This is a genomic window from Amycolatopsis sp. NPDC102389 (assembly GCF_044765885.1).
Lineage (GTDB): Bacteria > Actinomycetota > Actinomycetes > Mycobacteriales > Pseudonocardiaceae > Amycolatopsis.
The window spans coordinates 53647-78615 of sequence record NZ_JBIWKX010000036.1 but is presented as its reverse complement, the minus strand read 5'-3'; the positions used below and the strand labels follow the sequence as shown (position 1 = coordinate 78615).

Sequence of the window (24969 nt, the reverse complement as noted above, 5' to 3'; positions counted from 1 at the left end):
GGGGGGGGGGCCCGCCCCCCCCCCCCCCCCCCCCCCCCCCCCCCCCGCCCCCCCCCCCCCCCGCCCCGTGGGGGCGCCCCCCCCCCTGTGGGGGGGGGGTGGGGGCGGGGCTGTTTGGGGGGGGTTTGGGTAAACCCCCCCCCCCCCCCCCCCACGACCCCCGTCACGAGTCGCGGCACCGGCGGTCCGCACCGCTGACCGTCCTTGCCACTCACGAGCGTTGGCGACACAGCGATTTGTCGACCTTTCACCGCGTCTTTCGTGGTCTTTCCCGGATGCGGCACCGAAAGGTGGGCGCGACACGGCGCCCGGCGATCACATCCGGTGAGGGCAGGGGGATACCCTGACCGGCGTGGGTATTCCGGCGTGGATCTGGTTCGTCATCGCCGCCGTCGCCTTGGTGGCGGGGCTGGCGCTGCTCGCGGCCGACCGGGCGAAGGAGGGCTCGCGCAATCGCGAGCGCATGCGCTGGGCCGAGCTGCGCGGCTGGCAGTTCGTCGAAGAGGACGAGCGGTTGCCGCGGCAGTGGTCCAACGGCGCGATCGGGTACTTCGGCGCGCAGCTGGCGGTCAACGTCGTGGCCGGGTCCACCTTCACCTCCGACGGGCGCCGCCCCGTCTTCATCTTCGACATCGAGACCGAGGGCCAGATCCCGGCGGTCGTGGTCGCCGTGCGCTGCAACCGCGTGCACGAGACGCCGCTGGAGATGTGGCTGTCCAGCGTGCCTTTCCAGCGCCAGGACATGCCCGAGATGCTCGGCCCGATCGGTCAGCGCTACGCCTTCGCGGACGACTCCGAGGGTGCCCGCAAGGTGATCACGCAGGAACTCGTCGACGCGGCGGACTCGCTCGGCGGCGACGTCGGCGTGGCGTGGCTGGAGAACGAGTGGGTGCTCGCGAGCGTCGCCCCGAACGCGGGGCCGTCGCGGCTCGAGCGGCTGCTGCGCGACCTCGGCGAGATCGCCGACATCGTGGACCCGTTCGACGAGGAGTACGACAACGCCCCGACCCCGGGCCGCCACTGGCAGGCCGAGGCCGCCGACGACATCGAGCCCCAGGCCTGATCAGGACTGCTTGAGCTCCAGCGGGAGCGCCCCGGCGATGAAACCGGTGTGCGCCGGCTGACCGAGCAGCGTCAGGTCGAGCGTCCCGGACTGCGTCACCTGTCCCGCCCGCGCCGGATCGGCGGTGGGCAGGACCCCGCGGACGGACGACGTCGTGGTGCCGTGAACGGACGCCACCTCGCCGATGCCGAGGTCGCCGCTGATCGTGTGCGAACCGGATCCGGTGAAACCGGAGCCGAGCTGCCCCAGCTTCACGTCCTGCCCGGTGGTCACCAGCCCGGTCCCCGGACCGATGGCGCCGCCGAGGGCGTGTTCCTGGCCGTAACCGGCGCCCGAGCCGAGGTCGAGCGGAAGGACACCTTTGAACCGGCCGTCGCCGTGCTGCGCCGACGTCGCCCCGACGGCGGCGAGGTCGCCGATGTCGACGGCGTGCCCGGACGACCGCCCGGCCTCCAGCACGCCGCCGAGGTCGCCGGAGAAAGCGCCGTCGAGGCGGAAGGCCCGGCCGAGCGCACCGCCGGCTCGCTGGTCCGTTTCGTTGATCACGCCGACCCCGGGCAGCGGGCGGACGGCGTGGTAGGTCCCCTCGGACGCGCGAAGAGCGCGGCCGTCCTGGGAGACGAAGGTGGGGACGCCGGTGCGCGGGTCGCGCGTGACCTCGGTCAGCCGCTCGCCGGACCGCTCGAGTCCGGTCTCGTTCCCGGCGACGATGCTGCCGTAGCGGTCGACTTTCACGGCTTCCCGCTGGCCTTGCTCGAAGGTCTCGGCGGTCTTCGCCGCGCCGAGCGCGCCGACCTTGTCCGGACGCGCCGTGACACTCTCGCGGGTCTCGACGGTCTCGCTCACTGAACGGCGGACGTCCGCGACGGCCTTCGCGTCGCCGAGGTCCTTGCTGAAGACGTTCCGTTCGGTGTTGTTCAGGAAACCGCGAAAGACGGATGTGTCGCCTTCGGTGGTGAAGCCGGCTCCGCGATCGAAGCTGCCTTCGCGCTGATGATCGAGCGGCAGCGGGATCGACGGGTCGGTCTGGGTGGCGAGCGCGTTGGCCGGACCGGCGAGCAGCAGCGCCAGCGGCGCCGCGCCGACCGCGACTTTGGGCAGGTAGCTCGGCTTGCGCCTGCTGTGCTTCCCCATGGCGCCGGACGATACTTCCCGACCTGCGCCGTTGCACGTCAAATCCCCACGGTGGGTGACCCCCACACCTGCCTCGTCCGAGCGTCGTCCCAGGTTCCGACCGAGGAGTAGGTTCGGCGACATGACACAAACCGCCCTGATCACCGGTGCCACCGCCGGCATCGGCGCGCAGTTCGCGCGCAGGCTGGCCGGCGAGGGGTACGACCTCGTGCTCGTCGCCCGCGACGTCGACCGGCTGGAGAGCTTCGCGGCGGAGCTGATCGAGGCGCACGGCGTCGACGTCGTCGTCCTCCCCGCCGATCTGTCCGAAGTGGACGGACGAGCGCTGGTCGAGGCGCGCCTGGAGGGCGAGCCGGTGGACCTGCTGGTGAACAACGCGGGCTTCGGGCTCAACGGCGATTTCTGGACCATCCCGCCGGACGCGCTGCAGCGCCAGCTCGACGTCAACGTCACCGCCGTCCTGCGGCTGACCCGCGCCGCCCTGCCGGGCATGATCGACCGCGGCGAGGGCGCGATCATCAACGTCAGCTCGGTCGCCGGCTTCTTCAGCGGCCGCGGTTCGACGTACACCGCCAGCAAGAACTGGGTCACCTCGTTCACCGAGGGCATCGCCGCCTCACTGCCGGGGAACATCCGCATGATGGCGCTGTGCCCCGGGTTCACCACCACGGAGTTCCACGAGCGGGCCGGTCTGGACAAGCCCGGGCCGAAGGCGTTCTGGCTCGGCGTCGACCAGGTCGTGGACGAGGCGCTCGCGGATCTGCGCCGCGGCAAGGTGATCTCCGTACCGAGCCTGCAGTACAAGGCACTCGTCGCGGTCGGCGGCTTGCTGCCGAGGGCGGTGCTGCGCAAGCTCGGCGGTGGTTTCGGCGGAAAGGGCCGTACCTAGTCGTCATCGGCGGTTTCGATCGACCGCACGCCGTCGGTCGCGGCGAGCACGGTCGGGGCCGCGGCGTGATCGGGGCCGGTGAGGTCGAGCGAGACCGTCACCTCGCCGTCGCGATCGCCGGTGATCCGCAAGGACGTGATCGACCATCGATGGCTCGTGCAGAGCGCCAGCAGGTCGCGCAGGACACCCTTGCCGTCCACGTAGCTCACGCGGAGCCTGGTCGTGCCCGTGCCGCCGGGAAGGTGCCCGGTCAGCCAGGTGAACCCGAGTACCACCACGAAATGCAGGGCCGTCACCACGATCGCCAGCACCAGGAGCCCGGCGCCCGCCGCCATGCCGATGGCCGCGGTCTCCCAGACGGCGGCGGCCGTGGTGAGTCCCCGGATCGCGCCCTGTCTGGTGATGATCAGCCCGGCGCCGAGGAACCCGACGCCGGAGACGATCTGCGCCGCGATCCGGGACGGGTCGAGGACGACCTGCCCGGTCGCGAGGATGTCGCCGAAACCGTACTTACTGACCAAAAGGATCAGCGCGGACGCCGTGCCCACGATCGTCTGGGTCCGCAGCCCGGCGCTCTTGCCCCTGATCTGCCGCTCCAGCCCGATCGCCGCCGAAAGCGCGAACGCCGTCGTCAGCTCACCGATCTGGAGCCAGCCCTGTCCGTTCGAGACCATCACCCCACAGTGCCACCGGCTCGGCGACGGTTCGAGCCCGCTCAGGGTGGGTACGCGCGGATCATGAGGTCCTCACTTCTCGTCATCGCGGTCGCGCTGACGCTGGCCGCTTGTTCCACCGAGCAACCGCCAGGGCCCGCGACTCCGGGACCGGACGCCCAGCCGGTGAAGGCGATCAAGGCCGCGGCGGTCGCCGTGCCCGACGGGCGGGTGTTCGACGTGGAGCCCGCGAACGACGGCTGGGAGATCAAGGTCGCGTCGCACGGGCAGGAGCACAAGATCCGCGTGAGCCGGGACGGCGGCCAGATCCTCGGCGACCAGACGGCCGCGAAGCCGAGCGACGACCTCGCGAAGATCGAACAGGCGGGTGTCGACGCGGTCGCGGCACTGCGGACCGCGCAGCAACGGCAGCCGGGTGACCTCGACGAGATGGAGATCGACCGCGCCACCGACGGCGCCCTCGTCTGGCAGGTCGGGCTGCGTGACGGCAAGGGGATCGAGCACGACCTCGACGTGGACGCCAAGACCGGCGCGGTCAGGTAGGGCTCGCCCTACCCAGGAGACGCACGCTCGCCCCAGGGTGCTTCCGGCCTGGGATTCCTAGGGTTTTCATCATGAACTCTGGGTGGAACGGTGACGCGGTCCGGCTCGACGCCGTCCGCAAGGAATACGGCAAGGGCGTCGTCGCGCTGGACGGGGTGACGCTCGCGTTCCCGCGGGGCGGCTTCACCGCCGTCATGGGCCCTTCGGGCTCGGGCAAGAGCACCTTCCTGCACTGCGCGGCCGGGCTGGACCGGCCGACGTCGGGGTCCGTCGTGCTCGACGGACAGGAGCTGGCCGGGATGAGCGAGACGAAGCTGACGAAGCTGCGCCGCGACCGGGTGGGCTTCATCTTCCAGGCCTTCAACCTGCTTCCGGCGCTGACCGTCGAGCAGAACGTCACGCTCCCGCAGCAGCTGGCGGGTGCCAAGCCGGATCGCCGCGTCGTCGAGGAGATGCTGGCCCGCGTCGGGCTTTCCGGCCGCCGCAAGCACTTTCCCGGCGAACTGTCCGGCGGGCAGGCGCAGCGGGTGGCGATCGCGCGGGCGCTGGTCACCCGGCCCGCGGTGGTCTTCGCCGACGAGCCGACCGGCGCGCTCGACACCCGCACCGCCGCCGAGGTCCTCGAGCTGCTGCGCGCTTCGGTCCGCACGACCGGCCAGACGGTGATCATGGTGACCCACGACCCGATGGCCGCCTCCTACGCGGACCGGGTCGTCTTCCTCGCCGACGGCCGGATCGCGGACGAACTGCACGCGCCGACCGCGGACGTCGTCGCCGAGCGCATGACCCACCTGGGTGCCTGGGGCAGCCCGGTCAGGGCGGGTGCGTGATGCTGCGACTCGCCTTCCGGACCTTGCGCCTGCGCAAGGGCGGTTTCATCGGCACCTTCATCGCCGTCTTCTTCGGCGCGCTGATCGTCGCCTCCTGCGGTGGCCTGATGGAGACCGGGATCCGGAGCAACGCGGAGCCGCAGCGGCTCGCGGCCGCGCCGATCCTCGTCACCGGCGGCCAGACCTTCGAGCTGCCCAAGAAGGACCCGGCCTCCCTCGAACCCGGCGACAAACGCAAATTCGAGGACGCGCGGCTTCCCGAGCGCGTCCGGCTCGACGCCGGACTGGTCTCCCGGCTGCGGTCCGTCCCCGGTGTCTCGGACGTCGTCGGTGAAGTGAGCTTCCCGCTCGCGGCGGGTGGCAAGCCCGCCCTCGGCCACGCTTGGGACTCCGCCGTCCTGACCCCGTACGCGCTGGTCGAGGGTGCCGCGCCCGTCGCGGGCGAGGTCGTCGTCGAGGCTTCGTCGGGAGCGAAGCCCGGTGACGTCGTCCAGGTCGCCGCGCGTGGCGAGAACGAAGCGTTCCGCGTCGCCGGGGTGGCCGGTGCGCCGCGTTCGATCACGCAGGCCGCCGTGTTCTTCTCCGCCGCCGACGCCGCCCGGCTCTCCGGGCGTCCCGGCAAGGCCGACGTCATCGGCGTCTTCACCGATCCGGGCGCGGACGTCGAAGCGGTGCGGGCGAAGGTCGCCGAGATCGCGACCGGGGCGAACGTCCTGACCGGCATCGACCGCGGTGTCGCGGAATTTCCCGAAGCCGATTCGAGCGGCTCCAACCTGATCGTCATCGCCGCGGTGTCCGGCGGGCTTTCGGTGATGGTCGCGATGTTCGTCGTCGCCGGCACGCTGAGCCTGTCCACCCAGCAGCGTTCGCGCGAACTCGCGTTGATGCGGGCGATCGGCACGACCCCGCGCCAGCTCCGGCGCATGGTGCTCGGCGAAGCGCTGGCCGTCGGCCTGCTCGCCACGGCGCTCGCGGCGCTACTGGGACCGGTCCTCGGCGAGTGGCTGTTCGGGCAGCTGGTCGAGAACGGTGTGGTGCCCCCGGTCCTGCGGTTCTACCAGGGCTGGCTGCCCGCCGTCGTCGGCGCGGGTGCCGCGATGCTCGCGGTGTTCATCGCCGCCTTCGCGGCCGGGCGCCGGGCCGGGAAGATCCGGCCGACCGAGGCACTCGCCGAGGCCGCGGTCACCCGCCGCTGGCTGACCCCGACGCGTGTCATCGTCGCCGCACTCTGCTTCGGCGGCGGCACCGCGCTGGCCATCGTGACCGTCGCGGTGATGACCGGACCGATCGCGGCCAGCACCGCCGGACCCGCGGTGATCCTGTGGGCGATCGGCGTCGCGATGATCACGCCCGGCGTCGCCAAGGTGATGACGGCGATCCTGCAGTGGCCGATGCGCCTGCTCGGCGGCATCGACGGCAGGCTCGCCGTGCTCAACACCCGCGCCGGCCTCGTCCGGGCGGCGGGGGCGGTCACCCCGATCATGCTCGCCGTCGGCATCGCGACCGCGAACATCTACCTGCAGACCACCCAGCAGGAGCTGGCGAACCAGGCCTTCACCGAAGACGTCCGCGCCGACGCCGTGATCGGTTCCCCGGCGGGCGGGCTGTCCCCGGACCTCGTCCAGCGGATCCAGGCCGTTCCCGGAGTCGCCGGAGCGTCCGAGTACGTCACCAGCAGCGTGTTCCTCGAAACGCCGTACGACTCCTCCGACGAGGGGCGGCCGGCGATCGGTCTCACCGCTTCGGGCGCGAGCGCCACGACCGACACGAAGGTGACCCAGGGCGACCTGAAGGCACTGACCGGCCTGACCGTCGCGCTCCCTGAAGTCTTCGCGAAGGACTTCGGCCGCGGCGTCGGCGACACGCTCAGCCTGCGGCTCGGTGACGGCACGCCGGTCGACGTCAAGGTCGTCGCGGTGACCGGGCAGCGCCCCGGTTTCGAGAGCCTGCTGCTCCCGGCCGGTCTCCTGGCCCCGCACACCACCGCCGGGCTCGCCCCGCAGATGCTGGTCCGCGCCGCCCCGGACGTCGATCCGGCGACGCTCACCGAGCGGCTTCGCGAGGCGACGGCCGGGCTGCCGGTGTCCGTCGGCGACCGGGGCGCGCTCATCGCGGCGCACGACAAGGACCAGGCCGTCGGCGCGTGGGTGAACTACCTGCTGGTCGGGATGATCATCGCCTACACGGTGATTTCGGTCGCCAACACGCTCGTGATGGCGACCATGCGGCGGCGGCGCGAGTTCGGCCTCCAGCGGCTCACCGGTTCGACCAGGGCGCAGGTGCTGCGGATGGCCGGTTTCGAGGGCGGGCTCGTCGCGCTGATCGGGATCGTGCTCGGCACCGTCGTCTCGGCGGGCGCGATCGTCCCGTTCTGCCTGGTGGCGGCCGATTCCCTGCTGCCGATGGGCTCGCCGCTGATCTACCTGACCATCATCGGGCTCGCCGCGGCGCTCGCGCTGGCGGCCACCCTGGTCCCGGCGTGGGCGGCGACCCGCGGCCAGGCCGTGGACGCGGCGACGGCCGGCAGTGACTAGAGCTACCTTCGAAGGCCCCGGCGGGCCGTGTGTAAGACTCTCGGCCGTGGCGTACCCCGGTGTTGATCAAGCGGCGAAACTCGAACTGGCGAGACTGGTCGGCGAACTCGCCGTCGTGCACGGCAAGGTGACCTTGTCCTCGGGCAAGGAAGCCGACTACTACATCGACCTCCGGCGGGCGACGCTGCATCACGCGGCCGCTCCGCTCATCGGGAAGCTGCTCCGCCAGCTCACCCACGACTGGGACTACGTCGCCGCCGGCGGCCTGACCCTCGGCGCGGACCCGGTGGCGCTGGCGATGCTGCACTCCGCCGCGACCGACGGTGTCGTGCTCGACGCGTTCGTCGTCCGCAAGGCCGTCAAGGAACACGGCATGCAGCGCCGGATCGAAGGCGTCGAGGTGCTGGGGCAGCGCGTGCTGGCCGTCGAGGACACCTCGACCACCGGCGGCAGCGTCCTCACCGCCGTCGAGGCCCTGCGCGAGGCCGGCGCGAACGTGGTCGGTGTCGCGACGGTCGTCGACAGGGACACCGGAGCGCGCGAGGCCATCGAGAAGGAAGGCCTCGAATACCGCTACATCCTGAACAAGGACGACCTCGGTCTGTCCTGAGTAAAGCGTCCCGAACGGGGCATCCTCCGTGCGAACGGAGGATGCCCCGTTTTTTCGTGAGCGTTTCTCAATACGAAAGGGGTAACGTCGCTGGTAGGGGTGTGAAAGGGGGCTTGAGGTGGCGGGTTTCCTGGCGAACGTGACAGTCGCGGTGCATATTTTCGCGCTGTTGTTCATCGGATTCGGTGGTTTCCTCGCGTGGCGGTGGCCGAAGGTGATCTTCGGGCATGTGTTCTTCGCCGCATGGGGTGTTCTCGTCAACGTCTTCCCGTGGCCTTGCCCGCTGACGGCGGCCGAGAACTACTTCCGGCACCAGCAGGGCCTCGGCGATCTGCCCGGCGGCTTCAACGCCTACTACCTCTACGACACCGTGTTCCCGCGCTCGTCGCTGCCGGTGGTCGTCGTGATCGCGATGGCGACGGTGATCGTCTCCTACGTCGGCGCGTACCAGCGCTGGCGTCACCGCCACCACGACGGGGACGCACCGGCGCACCGCGTCAGCCTGGGCTGAGTGACAATCACCCGGTGAGTCTCGAAGAGGTCGGCCCCACCGAGTGGGTGGCGAAGGAAGAGGTCGGCGTCGGTCCGTGGGAGGGCGAGTGGCCTTCGGACGAGCGCTACGACCCCGAACTCCTGGCGGGCGGCGACCGCCGCAACGTCGTCGACCCGTACCGCTACTGGCGGCGCGAGGCCATCGTGTCCGATGTGGACAGCCGTCGGCACCCGTTCCACGTGGCGATCGAGAACTTCCAGCACGATCACAACATCGGCACCGTGGTCCGGACGGCGAACGCGTTCGCCGCGGCGGCGGTGCACATCGTCGGACGGCGGCGCTGGAACCGGCGCGGCGCCATGGTGACCGACCGCTACCAGCACCTTCTCCACCACGAGGACGTCAACGGGCTGCTGACCTTCGCCGCGACGGAAGGGCTCGCCGTGGTCGCCGTCGACAACACGCCCGGCTCGCAGCCCGTCGAAACCGCCGAACTGCCGCGCGAGTGTGTCCTGCTGTTCGGCCAGGAGGGGCCCGGGCTGTCGGCCGAGGCACAGAAGACGGCGTCGCTGGTCGTCTCGATCGCGCAGTTCGGCACGACCCGCTCGATCAACGCCGGCGTCGCCGCCGGGATCGTCATGCACGCCTGGGTCCGGCAGCACGCCGACCTCTCCCAAGCCTGGTGACCTCCCGCATTTCGTCCTCTGAATGCGGCTAGACGGGGGCGACCTCCACCGGGATCCCGTTGAGCACCGCGTTCCCGGACGGGACGTCGAGCAGGGTCTCGTCGGCGACCAGGTTCGAGTTGACCCCGGCGTGCGCGGCGGCGACCTTCGTCCGGGTTCCGTCGAGATCGTGTCCCCAGCCGTGCGGCATGCTCACCACGCCGGGCCGGATGTCGGCCGTGACCTCCACCGGCGCTTCGAGCTTGCCCGCCCGCGACGTCACCGACGCGAGCCCGCCGTCGGTCAGCCCGAGCCGGGAGGCGTCGTCCGGATGCACCTGGACGGTGCACCGGTTCCCGCCGCGTACCAGCGGCGTCAGGTTGTGCATCCACGAGTTGTTCGAGCTCAGGTGCCGCCGCCCGATCAGCAGCAGTCCGCCGTCGGGCGCCTTGTCCAGCTCCGCACGCAGCCGCGGGACGTCCTTCGTGATCGCGTCCGGGGCCAGCTCGACCTTCCCGCTCGCGGTCGTGAGCGCTTCGGGCAGCCGGGGTTTCAGTGCGCCGAGGTCGATGCCGTGCGGGGCCATTTCGAGGTCGGCCAGGCTCAGCCCGTACGGTCCGCCGCGCAGCATCAGGTCGATCATCCGCGCCGGTCCCGTGCGGCCTTCGGCGAGCGAGAGGTCGACGCCGGTGCGCCGCGCCGTTTCGCCCGCGACCATCGTGTCGAAGGCGGCGACGTCGACGTCCGGGCCCTGGCCGGCGGCGATCCCGGCCAGCCGCAGCAGGGTCACCCATTCCTGCGGCATGCCGGTTTCCAACGTCTGGGGTGTCCAGTTCGCGACGTTGCGCACGGCGAGCGCGTACAGCGCGACGTCGTAGTGCGGCCGCTCCAGCGGTGACGGCCCGGGCAGGATGACGTCGGCGTGCCGCGTGGTCTCGTTGAGGTACACGTCGAGGGAGACCATGAAGTCCAGCTGCCGCAACGCTTCCGTGAGCCGCGCGGAGTTCGGCGTGCTCAGCGCCGGGTTACCGCTGATGGTCACCAAGGCCCGCACCTGGCCCTCGCCGGGCGTCTGGATCTCGTCCGCGAGCGTGGCCACCGGCAGTTCGCCGAGCACCTCGGGATACCCGCGCACCCGGCTCGTCCAGCGGCCGCTGGTGAACGGCGACGACCGGCGCGGCCGCCACAGGGCGGGCAGCGGGAACATCACGCCGCCTTCGCGATCGAGGTTGCCGGTGAGCGTGTTGAGGACGTCGACCAGCCAGCTCGCGACGGTGCCGTACGACTGGGTCGTGGTGCCCATCCGGCCGTACACCGCGGCGCGCTCGGCGTCCGCGAGGTCGAGCGCGATGCGGCGGATCTCGGCGGCGTCGATCCCGGTCGCGGGCGCGACCGCCTCCGGCGTGAACGGCTCCGCGAGAGCTCGGACCTCGTCGACACCGTTGACGTGCTCACCGGGCCGGACGCGGTTCTCCGCGAACAGGACGTTGACCAGCGCGAACAGGAACAACGCGTCGGTGCCGGGCCGGATCGCGTGGTGCTCGTCGGCGAGCTGCGCGGTCCGGGTGCGGCGCGGATCGAGGACGACGATCTTGCCGCCGCGTTTCTGGATCCCGCGCAGCCTCCCGCGAGTGTCGGCCGCGGTCATCAGGCTTCCGTTGGACACCAACGGATTCGCGCCCAGGATCAGCAGATGCTGGGTGCGGTCGAGGTCGGCGACGGGGATGGTCTGCGGGTCGCCGAAGAGGTAGCCGGAGGAGAAGTGCTTCGGCATCTGGTCGACGGTGGTCGCGGTGTAGAAGTTCTTGGTGCCCAAGGCTTTGAAGAACACGCGGCCGTAGAGCACCAGTGCCGCGTTGTGCACCGTCGGGTTGCCGGAGTAGACGGCGACGGCGTTCCTGCCGTGCTCGTCGATGATCGGCCGGAGCCGCCGGTCGATCTCGGCGAACGCCTCGTCCCAGGTGACCTCGACGAACTCGCCGTCACGTTTGACCAGCGGTGCCGTGAGCCTGTCCGGGTCGTGATGCAGTGCGCCGAGTGAAGCACCCTTCGGGCAGATGTAACCCTTCGAAAAGACGTCCTCGTGGTCGCCCTGAACCCGGGTGACCAGGCTCTTCTCGTCGATCGTCACCTCCAGACCGCAGGTCGCTTCGCAGAGCGGGCAGGTCACATGCGCCGTGGTCATGAAGCACCTCGCGGGTCCGGGAATCATCCCAACATACTGAGCGGTATGTCAGCGGGCAAGGGATGATGTCTCGATGACTGCTCTCGCCGACCGGGCCGCGACCGCCGAGCGCGCGATCCGCGACCGGCATCTGCGCCGCGTGTGGGGGCTTCCCGGGACCGTGCTCGGCCGCAGCGGCTGGCCGCCCTCGGCGGGTCAGCGCGTCCACTGGCACTGGAACTACTGGTGGCAGGCGCATCTGCTGGACACCCTCGTCGACGCCCAGCTGCGGGATCCGTCGCCGGATCGGCTGAAGCTGATCGACCGGTTCGTGGTGTCCGTGCGGCTGCGCAATTTCGGCAAGTGGATCAACGACTACTACGACGACATCGCCTGGCTCGGCCTCGCGCTGCAACGCGTGGGGCATCTCGGCCTGGACGTCCGCGGCGGGCTGGAAGCGATCAGTTCGCGGCTGCGCGAAGGCTGGACCGACGACGCGGGCGGCGGGATCTGGTGGCGCGTCGGCGACGACTTCAAGAACGCGCCCGCGAACGGCCCGGCCGCGATCTTCCATGCCCGCGAAGGCTCCACGCAACACGCTCGCGGGTTGACCGGCTGGATGACCGAACGGCTCGTCGATCCGGAATCCGGATTGGTGTGGGACGGTCTGCGTGTCGGCAGCGGCGAACTGGTGAAGCATATTTTCACGTATTGCCAAGGGGTTTATCTCGGCGCCTGCCTCGAACTGTCCGAAATGGACAGAGTCGAGCACGTGATCCACGCGGTCGCGGAACACGTCGCGCCGAACGGGGTGATCCGGGGACAGGAAGGCGGCGACGGCGGCCTGTTCGCCGGGATCCTGGCCCGGTACCTGGCGCTCGCGGCACCGCTGCTGCCGAGCGGGGTGGCGCGTGACCTGGTCATCCGATCGGCCGACGCCTGCTGGTCCGGTGTCACCGAGACGCCGCACGGGCCGCTCTTCAGCGCCGACTGGGCGACTCCGGCGCCTTCGCTGCCCCTCGCCGCTGATGCTCCCGAACGCGACCTGTCCGTTCAGGTGAGCGCGTGGATGCTGCTCGAAGCCGCGGCCCGCATTTAGAGGACTAAACGCGGGCAGCCAGACGTCGCCCGCCCGCTTGCCGCTGGAACGGCATCGCGGCCTGAGCGTGCGTGAACGTCATCGGCCTGGGACACGATGTCATGGCTGCGCACGAGGATCGGCGAGTCATGGCGAAGGTAGAGGCCCAGCGTGAGGAGCACGCCGGGCCTCTACCTCGTCATCGGTCCACTCGCCAGGATCGGCTGGTTCGGCTAGCCCGCGAGGCGCGGCCGGTAGACGCCGTCGGTGGAGCGGACGGCCACCTTCTGCTCGTCGGAGTCGGTGCACAACTCCATTTCGGAAAGACTCGATCGCCGAGTTCGCCCTGCTCCGGCCTGATCGTCGCGTTCCTGCCGCATGGTTCGGATGACGACATAAGTCGAGACCAGACTGCCGCCGGCGATCACCATGGAGAAGACCGGCAGAGCCGCCATGGTGTCGCTGGGCAGCAAGTCGTCCGCGGCGAGCAGGAACAGCATGAGGATCAAGATGACCAGCATGGCGATCATCATGAGTCGGCCGCGGACACCTTCTTTGAGCCGAAGTGCCAGTTGCCGCGCGCGTGAGGACCCCGGCGCGGCGACCGGCACGCCCACCAGCGGAATCTCCGAGAAACCATTCGGCGGGGTGTCTGCTCTGCCTTCCTGCTCCGCGGGCTGGTCTTCCGCGGCGTCTCGATCATCGCCGATCCCCACGATCGGCAGGAACGACTCGTGCCGCTGAGCCGGAATCGGGCAACGAGGCAGCTCCAGCGACAGCCCACGCCGCCGGCGTTCCCGCAGCAGCCGCCACTGCATGAGCACCAGGTCGATCTGGACCGTCGGCATCTTGCAGGCGTGCAAGCACTTCAGCAGCTGGTCGGGTTCGCGGGGGAGCGACCCGTCCTGCTTGCTGAGGTTGTACACCTGGGAACGGTTGATACCGGTCTTCGCCGCGACTTGCCCCTGGCCGAGCCGAGCACGACTCATAGCCAGCTGGACGACCTTGGAGACGTCGTCAGGGTTCTCGACCAGTAGTTCCGCCGCGTCGAGAACACCGGCGCCCTCGCGCCGGTCACCGTCGTCGACTCCGATCCGCCGCGCCATCTGCGCGATCTCCAGGATCACGTCGAAGTCCATTCCGAACTCGGTCCGCTCAGCCAGGACGAAGATCGCCGCGACGTCGAGAGCCTGGTCGGCTGGCCTGCGCTTGAGCCAGCTCAGTCGGTCGTCCTTTTCGATCAGCTGTTTCGCCTGCTGCAGCAGGTCCCGCTGTGGACTGGAGGGGCGCGGCCGCGAGACAGGGACCATCTCGAAGGCGGGCCTCTGGTGATCGAGCTTCCCCATTACTGGTCCTGCCTGTCGATCGCTCGGGCGAGGCGCATGAGGCCACGTGGGAGGTAGATCAGGCCGGTGCCGACCACGACGGCGCAGCTGGCGATCAGGAGCGCCAAGTACCACTCGTAGCCGCGGGTGAGCATCCATCCAGTGAAGAACAGCACGCCGAGGGTCATGGTGACTTGCGGCCACGTGACGCCGTGCGCCGGCGGCCGGGATGGAACAGCAGTGCCGGGCACGCCCGGCACAGAAGACAATGTCACAAGAACTCCCTGAGCAATATGTGGGCCGCCCGGCGTGCCGTGGGCGGCTAGGCAGAAAGTGCTGTGGCTCGAGACTTCGTGATCTCAGCCTGATCCGCTCCGGTGTTGGCGCACCAAGTACGGAACAACCCTCACGCTGCCGTGCGGCACGCCTCGTGAGGGCAGGCCCATCGTATGCCTGGCAAGAAGATCACGGCGAGAAGAAGGTGGGATACGTCCTCGAAATCCTGTCCAAAACTGGTGTCTCACCGGTCTAACTTGGTGAGTCCCCAGCGTCCAAGATCATGAGTCGAGGAAGAGTGAACCGCTGTCACAGCGGCGTGCGAACTCGCTGCTTAGGGCAGCCTGATGTCGTATTTACCCAGGTTGAGTGCTGTCGTGGTCGATTTTGGACACACCGAACTGCTGTCCAAAACCGTCTCAGTTCCCCGGATCTCACCCCCCGTCAAGGGGTAAAGTCGTGTTCACCGGTCCGGAAGGGCCGGTACCCCCTGGGCACGAACTAATGCTGTGGCTCGAGCCAAGGGAAGCGATGGATCACCGTTGGCGCGGTGCCCATCCAACCGAACCCCGGAGGGACTCCCTCCGGGGTTTCGCGTAGTGGCGCCTTGAACCGGTTCCACCACTATCGGCTCGGCTACGGCACACACGGCAGTCTGCTGCGGCCGTCTCCCAGACTGGTTCGCTGTGAAGTGTGGCCCACTGGTCGTCCGGTGTAGGCCAGTAAGAGGACGAGGGCTGCTTTAGAGGCGGTCGTCGGCGGTGCTGTCGTCGAGAGCCTTCACCGCGAACCAGACAAGTTCCAGGCAGCGAATGGCTCGCCCTTCACTATCGCACCCTGAAACCTCATGTGCCCAGCGGTACAAAACTGCAGTCCCGCGCTTTCCTAGCCGAGTGCGAGGCAGGAGCGTCGACCTCGATCGCCGTGATACACGAGACGTCGCCCGCCGACGTTGCCCCGGGCGCGCCCGCTCGACGAAGGTCTCAGCCGTAACGCGGAGGTCGGTGCGAAGATCGCCTCGCCGATCTGAACGCCAGGGAGACGATCTGCTGATCCGTGAGGAGCGAAACTTCGAAGGTGACAAACCTTCCCTCGTTCGGGCCTATGCGGTCGTCGCCTTCTTGACCAACATTGAAGGATCCAGCAGCGTTCGAGGGAGGTTGACCTAGATGGCGAACCGCGATGGCTAGCAGCCACTACACGGCGAACGGGCTGTGCGGCAGATGTCCTGTTGTACAGGCTCGGCCTACCTCGTGGTGGGGGCTCCCGACCTAGGCAGCGGAGAATCGTTGTCCGAAGGGAGGCAATGAGGTTGCTTCGGCGGGTTCAGCGAGGACGCGGGTCACCAGACGTCGCCCGCCCGCCAGTCGCAGGTGATCTCCCCGTCCAGATCCAGCGTGACCCCCACCGGCAGCACGTGGATCGACCCGTCGTCCTCCTTCGTCGCCTCGATGCCTGAAGGCGTCATGGCCGACGAAGTCCCGCGCCATAGCAGCCAGCCGCGCGACGCGTAGAACTCCAGTGCCTCGTCGGAGGCCGAAAGCGCTCCGAGGTCGTACGCCTTCCGCAGGACCCGCTCCAGCGCGTCCATCATCGAGGCACCGTGCCCGCGCCGCCGGTGATCCGACCGGACCGCGACCGCCTCGATATAACCCGTGCGGAGGACCCGTCCGTCGTGCACGAGCCGCCGCTGGACCAGTGACGCGTGCCCGATCAGTTCGCCGCCCTCCCAGATCAGCGTATGCATGCCGCCGAGCGCGTTTTCCCAGTCGTGCTCGCTGAAATCGCCGTCGAAAGCGTCGTCGAGCAGGGCGCGTGCCGCTTTCAGCACGGCGGCGTCGAGGTCGGCGGTGTGCACGGTCCACAGCTCGGTCATGCCGCCATCATCACCCGGCGGCGGGCTTCTCACCAGCGAGATCCGAAGCACTCTTTACCGCTGAGGATCCATCGGCGCTGTGTGATTCAGCAGCCGCACGATTGGCGATGGATGAAGCGCGGCGCGAGCCGTACGGATTCGGGTCGTCGCTCAGGGTCGGTGATCCGGGCCAGCAGGAGTTCGACGGCCTTGCGCCCGATCTCCTCGATCGGCTGCGCCATGGTGGTGACCGCCGGGGTCACCTGCCCCGCCCACTCCATGTCGCCGTAGCCGACGATCGCGAGGTCGCGTCCGATCCGGATGCCGAGCCGGTGCGCCTCGTACTGGACGCCGATCATCATCGCTTCGCTCGCCACCACGAGCGCGGTCGGCGACGGCCAACTGTCGAGCAGTTTCGCGGTCGCGGCCGCCGCCCCGCCCGGGGTCGACTGCCCGCACGCGACCAGCTGCGACGTCCACCGGAGGCCGGAGCGGCCGAGCCCGAGCCGGTAGCCCAGCGCGCGCTCCTCGTAGGTGGTCATGTCCTCTTCGCCCGAGATGAAGCCGATCTTGCGGTGCCGCAGCCCGGCGAGATGCCGCACGAGCGCGCATACGGCCTGGATGTTCTCGGAGCCGACCTGGTCGACGTCGTTGCGCCCGGCCATCCGGTCGACGAGCACGGTCGGCACACCCATCCGGACCAACCCGTTGATCACCGCTTCGTCGCCGGCCGCCGGGACGAGCAGGACGCCGTCGACGCGGTCCGCCCGTAGCGCGCGGATGACCGCGGCCTCTTCGGCGACGCTGTCACCGGTATCGGCGAGGGTGATTTCGCAGCCATGGCGGCGTGCGGCGCGGCGGATGGCGCGGACGAGTTCACCCGAATACGGGTTCGCGTGCATCGCCATGGCCACCCCGAACCGGTGGGTGACTGGGGTGTCCTCCCACAGGGGTAACGCCGGGGACAATGCGGTCATCGCTCCACGCCTTCATCCGAGCTTGAATGACGGTAACGGCTGACGGAGCATCGCCCGGCGGCGAGACCGGAAAGTCTCCCAACAATCATCAATGTGAGTGAACGAGAGCGCATCCGCAGGACGCGCGGTGGCGGAGCGTAGGCGGAATCCGCATCGTCTGGGCCTTGCGTGCGGGATCGTTGATGCGGGCCAGCAACAGGCGCACCGCCTGTGTGCCTATCTCCTCGATCGGCTGCGCCATCGTGGTCAGCGGAGGATCGACCAGATCGGCCCACTCGACGTCGTCGTAGACCACCACCGGCAGGTCGACGCCCGCGCGCAGGCCGCGGCGCCGCAGCTCGTGCAGCACCCCGACCATCATGGTGTCGTTGGCGACCACCAGCGCGGTCGGCGGTTCGGGCAGCGCGAGCAGCGTGCTCAGCGCGAGGGCCCCGCCCGCCTGCGACGACTGCCCGCACGCGACCAGGTCCTCCGACCAGGTCAAACCGGACCGCCCGAGCCCCAGGCGGTAGCCGAGGATCCGCTCCTCGCTGGTGCTCAGCCCGGCCGTGCCGCTGATCATGCCGATCCGCTGATGTCCGAGCGACGCCAGATGCGCCGTCAGCGCCGAGGTCGATTGGATGTTCTCCGCACCGACCTGGTCGACGTCGGTGCGCGTGGAGAGCCGGTCGATGAGCACGGTCGGGACGTCGAGCGAGACGAGCTCGCCGATCACCGAACCGTCGCCCGGCGACGGCGTGATCAGCAGTCCGTCGACGCGGCGTGAACGCAGCGTCCGCACGGTCTCACGTTCGGTGTCGACGGTGTCGTGCGTGTCCGCGAGCAAGACCGTGTAGCCGGCCAAAGCGGCTTCGCGCTCGATCGCCTGGATCAGCACGGCGAAGTACGGGTTCGCGAGCAGGGAGATCGCGACGCCGATCGACCGCGTCCCGCCGGTCACCAGCGAGCGGGCGATGGCGTCGCCGGTGTAACCCGTCTGCTCGATCGCGCGGAGGACCGCCAGCTTGGTGTCCTCGGCCACCGCCCTCGTCCCGTTGACCACGTGGGAAACGGTGGTGATCGAGACTCCCGCCAGCTCGGCGATGTCGCGTTGGGTGGGCCGGGACGAGCGAGACGGCGGCATTACCTATTCCTCGGAAGTGCTCTGTCGAAGAGTCTGGGGCAAGCGTTTGCGCAAACGCTTGCGACTGAGCATAACCCTGTCTACCTTCCGGTCCATCACGGACAGCCTTGAATCGGAGGGCATCCCCCATGAGACAGCGCAGTCTCGCCGCGCTCGCGATGGCCGCCGCACTCGCGGTGACCTCGGCCGGGTGCACCGTCGAACGCCACTGGGGTGGCGGTTCGAACGCGGGCGGCGGTGGCAAGGCCAAGGTCGGCCTGGTCACCAAGACCGACACCAATCCCTATTTCGTGGAGCTGAGAGCGGCCGCCAAAGCCGCCGCCGAGGCGAACGGCGCTGAGTTCAGCGCGCTCGCCGGCCAGTTCGACGGCGACAACGACGGCCAGGTCCGGGCCATCGAGAACCTCATGCAGCAGGGTGTGAACACCATCCTGATCACGCCGAGCTCCTCGACCGGCGTCCTCGACGCCATCGACCGCGCCCGCAAGGCCGGGGTGCTGGTCATCGCGCTCGACACGGCGACCGAACCGGACACCGCCGTCGACGCCACCTTCGCCACGGACAACTTCGAGGCCGGACGCCGGCAGGGCGCCTACGTGAAGGCCGCGTTGGCGGGCAAGCCGCCGAAGCTGTTCATGGTGGACGGCACCGCCGGGTCCACAGTGGACACCCAGCGGCACACCGGGTTCCTCAAGGGCATCGGGCTGACCGACGCGTCGCCGGAGATCAAGGGCAAGACGCCCGCGAACGGCGACCAGAGCCTGGCGCAGCAGGGCGTGGAGAACCTGCTGCAGCGCACCACCGACATCAACGCCGTCTACACGATGAACGAGCCGATGGGCCGCGGCACGTACGCCGCGCTCCAGGCCCGCGGCCTGGTGAACCAGATCGTGATGGGCTCGATCGACGGCGGCTGCGAAGGCGTCAAGAACGTGCGCGACGGCCAGTACGCCGCGACGGTCATGCAGTTCCCGAAGAAGATGGCCGAGCAGGGCGTCCTCGCCGCCGTCGAATACGCGAAGACGGGCAAGAAGCCGAGCGGGTTCGTCGACACCGGATCCGCGGTGATCACCGACAAGCCGATCCCCGGCGTGGAGAGCCAGGACAGCAAGTGGGGCCTCGAGAACTGCTGGGGGACGAAATGAGTACCGCGACCCTGAAGGCCAACGAGCGGCCGACGATCGGTGAGTTCTTCCTGCGTGCTCCCGCGGTCGGGCCCACGCTGGCCCTGCTCGTCGCGATCGTGGTGTTCTCGCTCTCGACCGACACCTTCCTCGATCTCGACAACCTTTCCCTTGTGGTGCAACAGTCCCTGGTGGTCGGCACGCTCGCGCTCGGGCAGACGCTGATCATCCTGACCGCGGGGATCGACCTGGCCAACGCGGCCGCGATGGTGCTCGCGACGCTGATCATGGCGAAGCTCGTGGTCGGTGGTGTCTCCGGGATCTGGGCGCTGCTGCTGGGAATCGTGGCCACGGTGGTGATCGGGATGGTCACCGGTTCGCTGGTCACCCGGATCAAACTGCCGCCGTTCATCGTCACGCTCGGCCTGCTGACCGTGCTCACCGCGGCGGCGAAACTGTTCGCGAGCGGCCAGGCCGTCCCGGTCGCCGACGAACTGCTCAAATGGCTCGGCACCCGCCGGTATCTGTTCGGCGGCATCCCGATCACCTACGGCATGACGCTCGCTTTGCTGATGTACCTGGGACTTTGGTACGCGCTCACGCGGACACCGTGGGGCAAGCACGTCTACGCGGTCGGCAACGCGCCGGAATCCGCGCGGCTGTCCGGGATCAAGGTCAACCGCACGATCCTTTCGGTGTACATCGTCGCCGGGGTGATCGTCGGGATCGCCGCCTGGCAGGCGCTCGGCCGCGTGCCGAACGCCGACCCGAACGCCTTCCAGCTCGGCAACCTCGACTCCATCACCGCGGTGGTGCTCGGCGGCGCGAGCCTGTTCGGCGGCCGGGGTTCGGTACTCGGCACGATGATGGGCGCGCTGGTCGTCGCGGTCCTGCGGTCCGGGCTGACCCAGCTCGGGGTGGACGCGCTCTACCAGGACGTCGCCACCGGCGCCCTGCTCATCGGCGCCGTCTGCGTCGACCGTTTCGCGAGGAGGCAGCAGTCATGACGACCCCCACGTTGTCCGCGAACGGACTGGTCAAACGCTATGGCCGGGTGACCGCCATCGACGGCGCCGACTTCGAACTGTTCCCCGGTGAAGTGCTCGCCGTCGTCGGCGACAACGGCGCCGGGAAGTCGAGCCTCATCAAAGCCCTTTCGGGCGCGGTGATCCCGGACGCCGGAGAGATCAAAGTGGACGGTGAGACCGTCCACTTCAAGTCCCCTTTGGACGCTCGACACTACGGAATCGAGACGGTGTACCAGGATCTCGCCGTCGCGCCCGCGCTCGACATCGCGTCGAACATGTTCCTGGGCCGCGAAAAGCGGCGTAAGGACCTCTTCGGACAGCTGTTCAGGAAACTGGACACCGCGACAATGCGGGCCGACGCGCAGCGGATCCTCGACGAACTCGGCATCAACATCAAATCCATCACGCAGCCGGTGGAGACGTTGTCCGGCGGGCAGCGCCAAGGTGTCGCGGTCGCGCGGGCGGCGGCCTTCGGCACCAAGGCGGTGATCATGGACGAACCCACCGCCGCGCTCGGCGTCGCCGAATCCGGCAAGGTGCTCGACCTGATCAACCGTATCCGCGAACGCGGCCTGCCGGTGGTGCTGATCAGCCACAACATGCCGCATGTGTTCGACATCGCCGACCGTATCCACGTGCACCGCCTCGGCAAACGGGTCGCGGTCGTCTCGCCGAAGACGCACACCATGAACCAGGTCGTCGGCCTGCTCACGGGGGCGTTGAAGATCGGTGAGAACGGCGAGGTCGAAGAGGTCGCGTCGGCCGTCCACACCGGACTGTAGTGGTGAGAGTGCTGCTGGCGGGCCTGTGCACCGTCGACCAGATTCAGCGCGTCGCCGAGATCCCGGCGCCGGGCGAGAAGGTGCGTTCGCTGTCGATGGACGTCGCCGCCGGGGGGCCGGCGACGAACGCGGCGGTGACCGTGGCCGCGCTCGGCGCCGGGGCGACGCTCCTGACGGTCGCCGGCGCGCATCCGCTGGCGGCACTCGCCCGCGCCGACCTCGAGGCGCACGGCGTCGACCTGGTCGACCTCGATCCCGAACGGCCCGATCCGCCCGCGATCAGCGCCATCACCGTCCGCGACTCCGACGGGGAACGCACCGTCGTCTCGCGCAACGCCCACGCTTCCTCGCGTTTCGTCCTCTCGATGCGTTCCTTGCACGCGCAACTACCGCATTCAGAGGACGAAATGCCGGGGTGTGTGCTCCTCGACGGGCACCATCCGGAGGTGGCGCTGGAAGTCGCGCGCTGGGCACGGGATCGGAAGGTGCCGGTGGTGCTCGACGCCGGGAGCTGGAAGCCGGTCTTCCCCGAGCTCCTGCCCCTGGTCGACATCGCCGCGTGCTCGTCGCTGTACCGCGGGGACGATCCCCGCGAGCACGGCGTGCCGGTGGTCATCACGACCGCCGGTCCCGATCCGGTCCGCTGGTCGACGGCGGACGGATCCGGTGCGGTGCCCGTTCCCGTCACCCGCGCGCGTGACACGCTGGGCGCGGGCGACGTCTGGCACGGAGCTTTCGCGTACGCGGTCGCCAGGGGCACAGGGGACGTCCCGGGCTGGATCGGGTTCGCCAACGAGGTGGCCGCCGAACGGGTGCGGCATGAAGGACCGAGGTCGTGGACGGCCGCGGTCGCGAAGATGGGAGAAAGACAGCCATGAGTGCCATGCCTCCGGTGTTCGAAGACCTGTTGAGCAGGGCTCAGACGCTGGCGAAGCCGGGTCAGCGCAGCGTGCTCGGCATCGTCGGCGCCCCCGCGTCCGGCAAGACGACACTGGCCTGGGGCCTGGCGAAGGCGCTGGGCACGCGGGCCGCGGTGGTCGGGATGGACGGTTTCCACCTGGCGCAGGTCGAACTGCAGCGGCTCGGGCGGGTGGAGCGCAAGGGCGCGCCGGACACCTTCGACGCCGCCGGCTACGTGCACTTGCTGCGCAGGCTCGCCGAAGGCCGCGAGACGGTCTACGCGCCCGAGTTCCGCCGGGAGATCGAGGAGCCGATCGCCGGCGCCGTCGCGGTCACGCCGGACGTCCCGCTGGTCATCACCGAGGGCAACTACCTGCTCATGCAGGACGACCCGTGGAGTGGCGTGAAGCCGATCCTCGCCGAGTCGTGGTTCCTCGCGCCGGACGAACCCGAGCGCATCGAGCGGCTCGTTTCGCGGCACCGCCGCTACGGCCGTTCGCTGGTCGAAGCGCGTCGTCGCGCGCTCGGTTCCGATCAGCGCAACGCCGATCTGATCGCGTCCACGAGCGACCGTGCCGACCTGGTCCTCGAAAACCTGCCGCTGGTCAACTTCGCCATATGAGTGGTGTTCTCGTCGTCACCGGCGGCAGCAAGGGCATCGGCGCGGCGGTCTGCGAACTGGCCGCCGCGCGTGGTTACGACGTCGTCGTCAACTACGCGGGTGACGCCGAAGCGGCCGAGGGCGTCGCTTCGCGCGTCCGGAAGCACGGCGTCCAGGCGATCACCCAGCGCGGTGACGTCGCGTCCGAAGACGATGTGGTGGCCCTGTTCGACGCCGCCGTCGCGCTCGGCCCGCTCGCCGGAGTGGTCGCGAACGCGGCCATCACCGGCAACACCCCCGGCCGCTTCGACGAGTACGAGGCCGACGTCGTCCGCCGCGTGGTCGACGTCAACGTCACGGGTGTCTTCCTGTGCGTCCGCGAGGGCATTCGCCGCATGTCCACCCGGTACGGCGGCGAAGGCGGCGCGATCGTGACGCTGTCCTCCACCGCCGCGCGCACCGGTTCGCCCGGGGAATGGGTCCATTACGCGGGCACGAAGGCGGCCGTCGAAACGATGACTTACGGCGTGGCGCAAGAAGTCGCGAAAGAATCCATTCGGGTCAACGCGGTCGCGCCGGGCATGATCCACACGGGACTGCACGCCGCGGCGGGGATGCCCGACCGCATGGACCGGATCGCCCCGACCATCCCGATGGGACGGGCGGGTGAACCCGGCGAAGTCGCGGAAGCCGTGCTGTGGCTGCTTTCCCCGGCGGCGTCGTACACCACCGGGACGGTGCTGACCGTCGGCGGAGGACGCTGACGCCTCGGGGCCACGGAGCGGTCACGGGGCGATATCGGGTCCGCGTGCGGTTCAGCCACTTTTTAACACTGTTTCCCGGCGGATATCACGATTCATGTGGGAAGTCGGCGGATCACCTCGTCGCCAGAGGGGCCTGTGTCACCCTGGTGGCGCCCCCAAGCTTCTTGATCAGGACGGTCATCCCCGATGTCCAAGCTCATGTCTGTGCACCACCTGGCACTCACCGTGACCGACGTGGACCGGAGCGTGCCCTGGTACGCCCGTGTGCTCGAACTCGAGGAGTTCACGCGTCGTGAAGACCCGGAGACGGGTCTGCGGAAGGTCGTGCTCAGGTCGCCGAGCGAGGGTTTCGCCGTGGTGCTCGTCGAGCACCAGGACACGGAGCGCCCGCGATTCGACGAACGGCGAACAGGTCTGGACCACGTGGCGTTCAAGGTCTCTTCGCGGTCCGAACTGGCCGAGTGGGAAGCGCGGCTCTCGGAATACGGCGTCGTCTATTCGCCGTCGAAGGGATCGCGGACCTTGGAAGGCTCGTCCGTCATCGTGTTCCGCGATCCGGACGGGATCCAGCTGGAGATCTGGGCGGATCCCGAGGTTTAGGCGGTGGTCTCTTCGGTCTCTTCGGCGGGGCGCCGCATCTCCTGGCGGTAGCGGATGAAGCCGTAGGCCGTGCCCACCACGAAGAACGCGATGCTGATCCACAAGGCCGCCGTCTTCACCCACGGCAGCTGGTCGAGCAGACCGGCGCCGTAGTAGCCGAGCAGCACCAAGGTCGGCACCCAGAGCAGCCCGCCGAGCGCGGTCGCGAGGGCGAACCGGCGCGGATCCATCCGCGCGGTCCCCGCGATGAGCGGCGCCAGCGTGCGGATCCACGGGATCCAGCGCGCGGCGACGATGGCGAAGAAACCCTTGCGATCCAGGAACGTCCTCGCGCGGTCGAGGTTGTGCCGGTTCAGCACCTTGCCGCCGCGTCGCGCGATCAGTTTCGTGCCCGTCGACCGGCCGATGTAATACCCCACCTGGTTGCCGAGGATCGCGACGAGCAGCGCGGCGGCCGACAGCAGCCACGCGTTCAGGTCGGAGCCGTGCTGCGCGAGGACGACCCCGGCCGCGAACAGCAGGGAGTCGCCGGGCAGGAACAGCCCGATGATCAGCGCGCACTCCACGAAGATGAAGCTCAGCACGATCACCCAGACGAGCACCGGCCCGGCGGTGTCGAGCCAGCTCACCCCGATGCCCGCGGCCTCGGTGTACACCTCACTCACGACGCGAGCCTACGTGTACTCGGGGAACCGCACTTCACCGAACGGTGGAATCGGGGTGTCGACGGCCCGGTCACCCTGGCGGCCAGGTGGTCGCAAGCGCCGTGAAGGCCTCCTTGCCTACCCTGAAGGTAGGGAAGGAGGCCTTCATGTACTGCAGGGGCGAGCAAGCGCGGCGGTGAGGCCTGGGGCGAGTGGGGGGGGGGGGGGGGGGGGGGGGTGTTGGAAAAAAAAGAAACAAAAAAACCCCAAAGACAAAACCAAAAGGAGAAGAG

General features: G+C 69.3%; 25 protein-coding genes. 16 read left to right on the top strand and 9 right to left on the bottom strand.

Annotation, left to right across the window (positions count from 1 at the left end; translation table 11 throughout):
• Positions 1 to 352: 352 nt before the first annotated feature.
• The gene (locus ACIRGA_RS27145; protein ID WP_400945798.1) at positions 353 to 1063 is read left to right on the top strand and encodes a hypothetical protein; all 711 of its coding nucleotides are present in this window, start codon (positions 353 to 355) and stop codon (positions 1061 to 1063) included.
• Here ACIRGA_RS27145 and ACIRGA_RS27140 read toward each other — a convergent pair whose 3' ends face one another.
• The gene (locus ACIRGA_RS27140) at positions 1064 to 2197 is read right to left on the bottom strand and encodes a hypothetical protein (RefSeq protein WP_400945796.1); all 1134 of its coding nucleotides are present in this window, start codon (positions 2195 to 2197) and stop codon (positions 1064 to 1066) included.
• Positions 2198 to 2318: 121 nt separating this feature from the next.
• Here ACIRGA_RS27140 and ACIRGA_RS27135 point away from each other — a divergent pair, with 121 nt between their 5' ends.
• Entirely contained in the window at positions 2319 to 3086 is a 768-nt protein-coding gene (locus tag ACIRGA_RS27135) for an SDR family NAD(P)-dependent oxidoreductase (RefSeq protein WP_400945793.1), read from the top strand.
• Here ACIRGA_RS27135 and ACIRGA_RS27130 read toward each other — a convergent pair.
• A complete protein-coding gene (locus ACIRGA_RS27130) occupies positions 3083 to 3763 on the bottom strand; it encodes an MgtC/SapB family protein (protein ID WP_400945792.1) in 681 nt (226 codons plus the stop codon). The genes ACIRGA_RS27135 and ACIRGA_RS27130 overlap by 4 nt on opposite strands.
• A 60-nt stretch (positions 3764 to 3823) precedes the next feature.
• Between ACIRGA_RS27130 and ACIRGA_RS27125 the strand changes: the two genes are divergently transcribed.
• From ACIRGA_RS27125 to ACIRGA_RS27100, 6 genes are all read left to right on the top strand, one after another.
• Positions 3824 to 4303 carry a PepSY domain-containing protein gene (locus tag ACIRGA_RS27125; RefSeq protein WP_400945791.1) on the top strand — a complete coding sequence of 160 codons (480 nt, stop codon included), beginning with the start codon at positions 3824 to 3826 and terminating at the stop codon, positions 4301 to 4303.
• Between the two features lie 71 nt (positions 4304 to 4374).
• Entirely contained in the window at positions 4375 to 5133 is a 759-nt protein-coding gene (locus ACIRGA_RS27120; protein WP_400945790.1) for an ABC transporter ATP-binding protein, read from the top strand.
• Positions 5133 to 7667 (top strand): FtsX-like permease family protein, encoded by a 2535-nt coding sequence (locus ACIRGA_RS27115; protein ID WP_400945788.1) that lies wholly within the window; start codon positions 5133 to 5135, stop codon positions 7665 to 7667. The genes ACIRGA_RS27120 and ACIRGA_RS27115 overlap by 1 nt, the downstream gene beginning before the upstream one ends.
• Before the next feature lie 46 nt (positions 7668 to 7713).
• Positions 7714 to 8277 carry an orotate phosphoribosyltransferase gene (gene pyrE / locus ACIRGA_RS27110; RefSeq protein WP_016338130.1) on the top strand — a complete coding sequence of 188 codons (564 nt, stop codon included), beginning with the start codon at positions 7714 to 7716 and terminating at the stop codon, positions 8275 to 8277.
• Positions 8278 to 8395: 118 nt separating this feature from the next.
• A complete protein-coding gene (locus ACIRGA_RS27105) occupies positions 8396 to 8788 on the top strand; it encodes a DUF2784 domain-containing protein (RefSeq protein WP_400945787.1) in 393 nt (130 codons plus the stop codon).
• Between the two features lie 14 nt (positions 8789 to 8802).
• Positions 8803 to 9456: a TrmH family RNA methyltransferase gene (locus ACIRGA_RS27100; RefSeq protein ID WP_400945786.1), complete on the top strand. Its 654-nt coding sequence runs from the start codon at positions 8803 to 8805 to the stop codon at positions 9454 to 9456.
• A gap of 28 nt (positions 9457 to 9484) precedes the next feature.
• Here the strand turns inward: ACIRGA_RS27100 and ACIRGA_RS27095 are convergent, their stop codons facing one another.
• Positions 9485 to 11620: a molybdopterin oxidoreductase family protein gene (locus ACIRGA_RS27095; RefSeq protein ID WP_400945783.1), complete on the bottom strand. Its 2136-nt coding sequence runs from the start codon at positions 11618 to 11620 to the stop codon at positions 9485 to 9487.
• Positions 11621 to 11693: 73 nt separating this feature from the next.
• Between ACIRGA_RS27095 and ACIRGA_RS27090 the strand changes: the two genes are divergently transcribed.
• Positions 11694 to 12698, top strand: coding sequence for a glycoside hydrolase family 76 protein (locus ACIRGA_RS27090; RefSeq protein ID WP_400945780.1), 1005 nt, complete (start codon positions 11694 to 11696; stop codon positions 12696 to 12698).
• Positions 12699 to 12910: 212 nt separating this feature from the next.
• On the opposite strand, the gene ACIRGA_RS27085 is transcribed toward ACIRGA_RS27090, so the two are convergent.
• From ACIRGA_RS27085 to ACIRGA_RS27065, 5 genes are all read right to left on the bottom strand, one after another.
• Positions 12911 to 14023 (bottom strand): hypothetical protein, encoded by a 1113-nt coding sequence (locus ACIRGA_RS27085; protein WP_400945777.1) that lies wholly within the window; start codon positions 14021 to 14023, stop codon positions 12911 to 12913.
• Positions 14023 to 14277, bottom strand: coding sequence for a hypothetical protein (locus tag ACIRGA_RS27080; protein ID WP_400945774.1), 255 nt, complete (start codon positions 14275 to 14277; stop codon positions 14023 to 14025). The genes ACIRGA_RS27085 and ACIRGA_RS27080 overlap by 1 nt, the downstream gene beginning before the upstream one ends.
• Before the next feature lie 1343 nt (positions 14278 to 15620).
• Positions 15621 to 16154 carry a GNAT family N-acetyltransferase gene (locus tag ACIRGA_RS27075; RefSeq protein WP_400945771.1) on the bottom strand — a complete coding sequence of 178 codons (534 nt, stop codon included), beginning with the start codon at positions 16152 to 16154 and terminating at the stop codon, positions 15621 to 15623.
• A gap of 86 nt (positions 16155 to 16240) precedes the next feature.
• Positions 16241 to 17110 (bottom strand): LacI family DNA-binding transcriptional regulator, encoded by an 870-nt coding sequence (locus ACIRGA_RS27070; RefSeq protein WP_034312391.1) that lies wholly within the window; start codon positions 17108 to 17110, stop codon positions 16241 to 16243.
• Positions 17111 to 17198: 88 nt separating this feature from the next.
• Positions 17199 to 18233: a LacI family DNA-binding transcriptional regulator gene (locus tag ACIRGA_RS27065; RefSeq protein ID WP_400945767.1), complete on the bottom strand. Its 1035-nt coding sequence runs from the start codon at positions 18231 to 18233 to the stop codon at positions 17199 to 17201.
• 128 nt (positions 18234 to 18361) lie between these two features.
• On the opposite strand from ACIRGA_RS27065, the gene ACIRGA_RS27060 reads away from it, so the two are divergent.
• From ACIRGA_RS27060 to ACIRGA_RS27030, 7 genes are all read left to right on the top strand, one after another.
• Complete coding sequence (locus ACIRGA_RS27060; protein ID WP_400945764.1) at positions 18362 to 19378, top strand: substrate-binding domain-containing protein; 1017 nt, start codon at positions 18362 to 18364, stop codon at positions 19376 to 19378.
• Positions 19375 to 20364, top strand: coding sequence for an ABC transporter permease (locus ACIRGA_RS27055; protein ID WP_400945761.1), 990 nt, complete (start codon positions 19375 to 19377; stop codon positions 20362 to 20364). The genes ACIRGA_RS27060 and ACIRGA_RS27055 overlap by 4 nt, the downstream gene beginning before the upstream one ends.
• Positions 20361 to 21167 carry an ATP-binding cassette domain-containing protein gene (locus ACIRGA_RS27050; protein ID WP_400945759.1) on the top strand — a complete coding sequence of 269 codons (807 nt, stop codon included), beginning with the start codon at positions 20361 to 20363 and terminating at the stop codon, positions 21165 to 21167. Before ACIRGA_RS27055 ends, ACIRGA_RS27050 begins: the two co-directional genes overlap by 4 nt.
• Before the next feature lie 8 nt (positions 21168 to 21175).
• Positions 21176 to 22045, top strand: a complete 870-nt coding sequence (locus ACIRGA_RS27045) for a PfkB family carbohydrate kinase (protein ID WP_400945844.1) — start codon at positions 21176 to 21178, stop codon at positions 22043 to 22045.
• Positions 22042 to 22689, top strand: a complete 648-nt coding sequence (locus ACIRGA_RS27040; protein WP_038521576.1) for a nucleoside/nucleotide kinase family protein — start codon at positions 22042 to 22044, stop codon at positions 22687 to 22689. Before ACIRGA_RS27045 ends, ACIRGA_RS27040 begins: the two co-directional genes overlap by 4 nt.
• Complete coding sequence (locus tag ACIRGA_RS27035) at positions 22686 to 23432, top strand: SDR family oxidoreductase (RefSeq protein WP_400945756.1); 747 nt, start codon at positions 22686 to 22688, stop codon at positions 23430 to 23432. Before ACIRGA_RS27040 ends, ACIRGA_RS27035 begins: the two co-directional genes overlap by 4 nt.
• A gap of 186 nt (positions 23433 to 23618) precedes the next feature.
• On the top strand, positions 23619 to 24032 hold the full coding sequence (locus ACIRGA_RS27030) for a VOC family protein (RefSeq protein WP_005160702.1): 414 nt from the start codon (positions 23619 to 23621) through the stop codon (positions 24030 to 24032).
• Here the strand turns inward: ACIRGA_RS27030 and ACIRGA_RS27025 are convergent.
• Positions 24029 to 24697: a DedA family protein gene (locus ACIRGA_RS27025; protein WP_400945753.1), complete on the bottom strand. Its 669-nt coding sequence runs from the start codon at positions 24695 to 24697 to the stop codon at positions 24029 to 24031. The two genes, ACIRGA_RS27030 and ACIRGA_RS27025, sit on opposite strands and share 4 nt — an antisense overlap.
• Positions 24698 to 24969 lie beyond the last annotated feature (272 nt).

Excerpts from the sequence above, each read along its gene's own strand:
- ACIRGA_RS27140 (WP_400945796.1), bottom strand. The coding sequence starts at position 2,197 with ATGGGGAAGCACAGCAGGCGCAAGCCGAGCTACCTGCCCAAAGTCGCG.
- ACIRGA_RS27135 (WP_400945793.1), top strand. The coding sequence starts at position 2,319 with ATGACACAAACCGCCCTGATCACCGGTGCCACCGCCGGCATCGGCGCG.
- ACIRGA_RS27125 (WP_400945791.1), top strand. The coding sequence starts at position 3,824 with ATGAGGTCCTCACTTCTCGTCATCGCGGTCGCGCTGACGCTGGCCGCT.
- ACIRGA_RS27120 (WP_400945790.1), top strand. The coding sequence starts at position 4,375 with ATGAACTCTGGGTGGAACGGTGACGCGGTCCGGCTCGACGCCGTCCGC.
- ACIRGA_RS27115 (WP_400945788.1), top strand. The coding sequence starts at position 5,133 with ATGCTGCGACTCGCCTTCCGGACCTTGCGCCTGCGCAAGGGCGGTTTC.
- ACIRGA_RS27095 (WP_400945783.1), bottom strand. The coding sequence starts at position 11,620 with ATGACCACGGCGCATGTGACCTGCCCGCTCTGCGAAGCGACCTGCGGT.
- ACIRGA_RS27090 (WP_400945780.1), top strand. The coding sequence starts at position 11,694 with ATGACTGCTCTCGCCGACCGGGCCGCGACCGCCGAGCGCGCGATCCGC.
- ACIRGA_RS27085 (WP_400945777.1), bottom strand. The coding sequence starts at position 14,023 with ATGGGGAAGCTCGATCACCAGAGGCCCGCCTTCGAGATGGTCCCTGTC.
- ACIRGA_RS27075 (WP_400945771.1), bottom strand. The coding sequence starts at position 16,154 with ATGACCGAGCTGTGGACCGTGCACACCGCCGACCTCGACGCCGCCGTG.
- ACIRGA_RS27070 (WP_034312391.1), bottom strand. The coding sequence starts at position 17,110 with ATGACCGCATTGTCCCCGGCGTTACCCCTGTGGGAGGACACCCCAGTC.
- ACIRGA_RS27065 (WP_400945767.1), bottom strand. The coding sequence starts at position 18,233 with ATGCCGCCGTCTCGCTCGTCCCGGCCCACCCAACGCGACATCGCCGAG.
- ACIRGA_RS27060 (WP_400945764.1), top strand. The coding sequence starts at position 18,362 with ATGAGACAGCGCAGTCTCGCCGCGCTCGCGATGGCCGCCGCACTCGCG.
- ACIRGA_RS27055 (WP_400945761.1), top strand. The coding sequence starts at position 19,375 with ATGAGTACCGCGACCCTGAAGGCCAACGAGCGGCCGACGATCGGTGAG.
- ACIRGA_RS27050 (WP_400945759.1), top strand. The coding sequence starts at position 20,361 with ATGACGACCCCCACGTTGTCCGCGAACGGACTGGTCAAACGCTATGGC.
- ACIRGA_RS27040 (WP_038521576.1), top strand. The coding sequence starts at position 22,042 with ATGAGTGCCATGCCTCCGGTGTTCGAAGACCTGTTGAGCAGGGCTCAG.
- ACIRGA_RS27035 (WP_400945756.1), top strand. The coding sequence starts at position 22,686 with ATGAGTGGTGTTCTCGTCGTCACCGGCGGCAGCAAGGGCATCGGCGCG.
- ACIRGA_RS27030 (WP_005160702.1), top strand. The coding sequence starts at position 23,619 with ATGTCCAAGCTCATGTCTGTGCACCACCTGGCACTCACCGTGACCGAC.